Here is a 3,522-nt window from a genome sequence, read left to right as displayed (position 1 = left end):
CCCCCACCGCCCTCCGACCCCCCGAATGAATCTCCGCCAGCGAATCAAAGAAGTGATGGCCAGCGAATTGATGCTGGAAGTAAGCGTGGACGAGATCGGAGATGAATCGCCGCTTTTCGGCCCCAACGGCATTGGCTTGGACAGTGTGGATGCGCTCCAGCTCGTGGTCGCCATCGAGAAGCATTTTAAACTCAAGATCAGCGATCAATCCAAGGCGCGGGAGGTTCTCCACAGCGTGGAAAGCATCGCCAAAGCTATTGAAGAAGCGGGTCTCGCCTGAGCCTCAGCCGCTGCCTGTGTTGCATGAAAAAAGCGCTGCCGATCCTCCTCAAGCTGGCAGTCACGACCGTGCTGCTCGGGGTCATCTTTCGTGAGCATCGCTTCATCGAGAGCATCCTGCCGCACCTGCGGGTGCTGGGGGTGAACTGGATCTGGACGCTGGCCGGGCTGGCGAGTGTGGGCATCTCCATCTGGCTCAGTGCGCTGCGCTGGGAAGTGCTGCTGCGTGGCCAGCAGCATCCTGTGCCCAGTGGAGAAGTCATGCGCATCACGGTGGTGAGCAATTTCTTCAACATCACTTCGCTGGGCGTCATTGGTGGCGATGCCTACCGCGTGCTTGCGCTCATGAAGCGTCCCGGTGCGCGACGACTACCGATCATGGTGTCCGTGATGCTGGATCACCTGCTTGGCATGCTGGGTCTGGGCATCTTGTTTCTGTCCTGCCGAGCGGCTTTCCATGATCGCCTCGCCACGCTGAGCACGGAGGTGCGCACCCTTTTGCAAGGCTATGAGATGTTCATGGGCGGAGCGCTCTTCTTTGTCTTTCTCTCCGTTGTCTCCTTCACGCCGCACCTTTATAACTGGGGGGAGAAGCAGTGGCCCTGGATGCTGGGCTATGCACCGCTGAAGAACTTCGCCAATGCCTGTGATGCGCTTCGGCGTGACTGGCGCGGCTCGCTCGTGTCCGTGTTGCTTTCGATCCTGCTCTTCGGCTTCCACTTCCTCTCTTTTTACTGCGCCATCTTTGCCGTGGGCGGTCAGGCTCCTTTGATGGAGGTGATGGCTGCCATGCCCATCGTGGACACTGTCGCGGGTCTGCCGATCTCCGTCTCCGGCCTCGGCGTTCGTGAAAAGACCTTCGAAACACTCGTCCACGGACTCACCGGCCTGCCTGGTGCCACCGCCATCTCCGCCTCGCTGGTCGGCTGGCTGATGGGGGTGGTGTGGGGGGTGTTTGGGGGAGTGTTGTTTCTTCGGGGCGGTGCCGCTTCACTGGCAGAAGTGCCCGACCCCGAACTGAGAACTGAGAACTGAGAACTGAGAACTGAGAACTGTCACCCTTGTCCTCCCGCATCGCCATCTCCCTCGGGGCTTCCTTCCTCGGCTACGCCACGCACGCAGGCTTCCTGACTCGTTTGCATGAACTGGGCGTGCGGCCTGTGGCGGTGGGTGGATCATCGGCAGGAGCCATCGCAGCCGGACTCTTCACCGCAGGTTTGCCCGAGGCGAAGATTCGCGAAGTGGTGACTTCGTGGAAGCTGCGGCAGTCCTTCATCAACGACACTCCCTGGCTCATTCATTACATCCGAAACACGTTCTTCGAGCGCAACCCTGGGGTCTTTAAAGCCGATGCCGCTGTGGCTTACCTTGAGTCCATTTTTGGCGATCTGCAGATCGAGAATCTTCAAGCGCCGCGCTTCCTCGCAGCCGTCAGCAATTTGGACAACGAAACGACGCATTTCCTGCAAAGTGGCTCGCTCGCCCGCGCCATGGTGGCGAGTTGCTGCGTGCCCACCGTCTTTCAGCCGCTGAATCACGCGGGCATGGACTGCTTCGATGGGGGGATCGCCCATGAGACGCCGATCGATCCGTGGCTGGAGGATGACGGCGTGGACACCATCGTGCTGCACCGTGTCATGCATCATGGCTCTGCTTCCAGCAGAATTGTGCCTTTGAACCTGATCAACCTGACAGCACGTGCCCATGCCTGTGCCAGCGAGCAACTGCTGCACTACCGCCTCCGACTCGCGAAGATGTATGGCAAACGGGTGATTATCGCTTCAACCACGCATGATCGCCCGGCTCTATTTTCCGGGAAGCAGATGCCGAGTTTCTATGAGGCGGGTGCTGCGGAGGCGCAGCGATTCTACGAGACTGAACTGAAGTCGCTGATCTAAAGCGTTACTTCTCCAGTGCTTCCACCATCATTCGGAAGCCGACATAGGGATTGGCATAAGCCGGGTAAGCTGGATCGCGCTCCTTGGTGGGAAGATAGCGCCAGTGCTTGTACATCCAGAGCCAGCCCTCAGGATAGGCTCGGATGGCTTTCTCAAAGTGATCCCACACACGCTGCGTGAGCACCTGTGTATCATCCTCGGGACTGGGGCGGATAGCCTCGAAGATCTGCACCTCGTAGCGACCATCCAGCGCAGGCTGGCAGACACCAGTGATGATGGAAAGCCCCAGCCGCTTGGCCAGTTCCACATGCAGCGTCGGCACACAGGTCTTCATGCCAAAGCACTCGATCACCGTTGCCGAGCGGCCAGGTTTGATGTTCAGATCCGTCAGCAGTCCTGCGTGCCCCTGACGCTTCAGCGCCTTCATCAGCTTCAGCATCGCATTGTCCTGGGAGATCACCGTGTGGCCCGAATGCTCGCGCAGTTTTTTGAAAATGGCGGTGAGGGAAGTGTTCTTAAAATTCTGCGCCACCACGGTGAACGGCACGCCACGAAAGCCCCAGACCAAACTGACGAACTCGAAATTGCCGAAGTGTGGAGTCACCCACAAAGCCCCTGTCGCCCGCGCTTTGGCCTCCGCATCCGGATCATCGAGCCGGATGCTCACATGCTGCTGCCAGTTGGTCGGCGTCAGTGCCGATGACCAGAAGAGGTCGAGAAAAGTGCGCGCGAAGTTTTGATAAGAGCCGAGGGAAATGCGCCGCACCTCTGCCTCAGAGAGGCTGCCACGAAAGGCTGCGCGCAGGTTTTCACGGGCTGTTTTCCGCCCTTGCACATCCAGCCAGAAAGCCAGGTGCCCGAAACTGCGTGCCAGAGCCATGACCACCGTCCGCGGCAGGCGAGGCAGCAGCCAGGCGGCAAATGCCACCAGAGCAGTTTCAAAGAAATATCGGAGGTTCCTCACCTTGTCAGTTGGTAGTTGTGAAAAAGACGTTACGATGTGCGCATGGCAGTGCCCAACCTCGCGACTATTCTCAAGCGAATTCTCAAACAACCCACCGCTCCGTTTCATGAGTATCATGTGCGTGCGGAGGTGGAATCATTGCTCAAAGGCTGCCCCAATGTGAAGCTGAAGCGCGACAAGTTTGGCAACCTTCATGCCACCTACAAAAGTGGCAAAAGCAAGAGCAGCCCTACCTGGGTTCTCGGGGCCCACATGGATCATCCCGCCTTTGTGAAGAAGCCCGGCAAGAAAGCCGAGTGGGATTTCCTCGGTGGCGTACCACAGGAGTTAGTGGAGGCAGGGGTGAAAAAGGGTCTGCGCAGCAAGGCCACCGGAGACATT

5 protein-coding genes are annotated in these 3,522 nt (G+C 58.7%); 4 read left to right on the top strand and 1 reads right to left on the bottom strand.

Annotation, left to right across the window (positions count from 1 at the left end):
• The 3 genes from AC6FTP_RS26190 to AC6FTP_RS26180 all read left to right on the top strand — a co-directional run.
• Window positions 1-280, top strand: a 280-nt coding sequence (locus tag AC6FTP_RS26190) for an acyl carrier protein (protein WP_497209846.1), incomplete at its 5' end; no start/stop codon positions are given.
• Window positions 281-303: 23 nt separating this feature from the next.
• Window positions 304-1,314 (top strand): lysylphosphatidylglycerol synthase transmembrane domain-containing protein, encoded by a 1,011-nt coding sequence (locus AC6FTP_RS26185; RefSeq protein WP_497209845.1) that lies wholly within the window; start codon window positions 304-306, stop codon window positions 1,312-1,314.
• 26 nt (window positions 1,315-1,340) lie between these two features.
• The gene (locus AC6FTP_RS26180; RefSeq protein ID WP_497209844.1) at window positions 1,341-2,177 is read left to right on the top strand and encodes a patatin-like phospholipase family protein; all 837 of its coding nucleotides are present in this window, start codon (window positions 1,341-1,343) and stop codon (window positions 2,175-2,177) included.
• A gap of 4 nt (window positions 2,178-2,181) precedes the next feature.
• On the opposite strand, the gene AC6FTP_RS26175 is transcribed toward AC6FTP_RS26180, so the two are convergent.
• Window positions 2,182-3,141 (bottom strand): lysophospholipid acyltransferase family protein, encoded by a 960-nt coding sequence (locus AC6FTP_RS26175; protein WP_497209843.1) that lies wholly within the window; start codon window positions 3,139-3,141, stop codon window positions 2,182-2,184.
• Between the two features lie 42 nt (window positions 3,142-3,183).
• On the opposite strand from AC6FTP_RS26175, the gene AC6FTP_RS26170 reads away from it, so the two are divergent.
• The coding region (locus AC6FTP_RS26170) for a hypothetical protein (RefSeq protein ID WP_497209842.1) at window positions 3,184-3,522 on the top strand (339 nt) is incomplete at its 3' end.

Origin of the sequence: Prosthecobacter sp. (assembly GCF_044378005.1) — a bacterium.
GTDB lineage: Bacteria > Verrucomicrobiota > Verrucomicrobiia > Verrucomicrobiales > Verrucomicrobiaceae > Prosthecobacter.
The sequence above is the reverse complement of the archived record's forward strand: the minus strand, read 5'-3'. Positions and strand labels throughout refer to the sequence as shown.

What these genes read in the sequence shown, in the direction of transcription:
- AC6FTP_RS26185 (WP_497209845.1), top strand. Translation starts at nt 304, where the DNA reads ATGAAAAAAGCGCTGCCGATCCTCCTCAAGCTGGCAGTCACGACCGTG.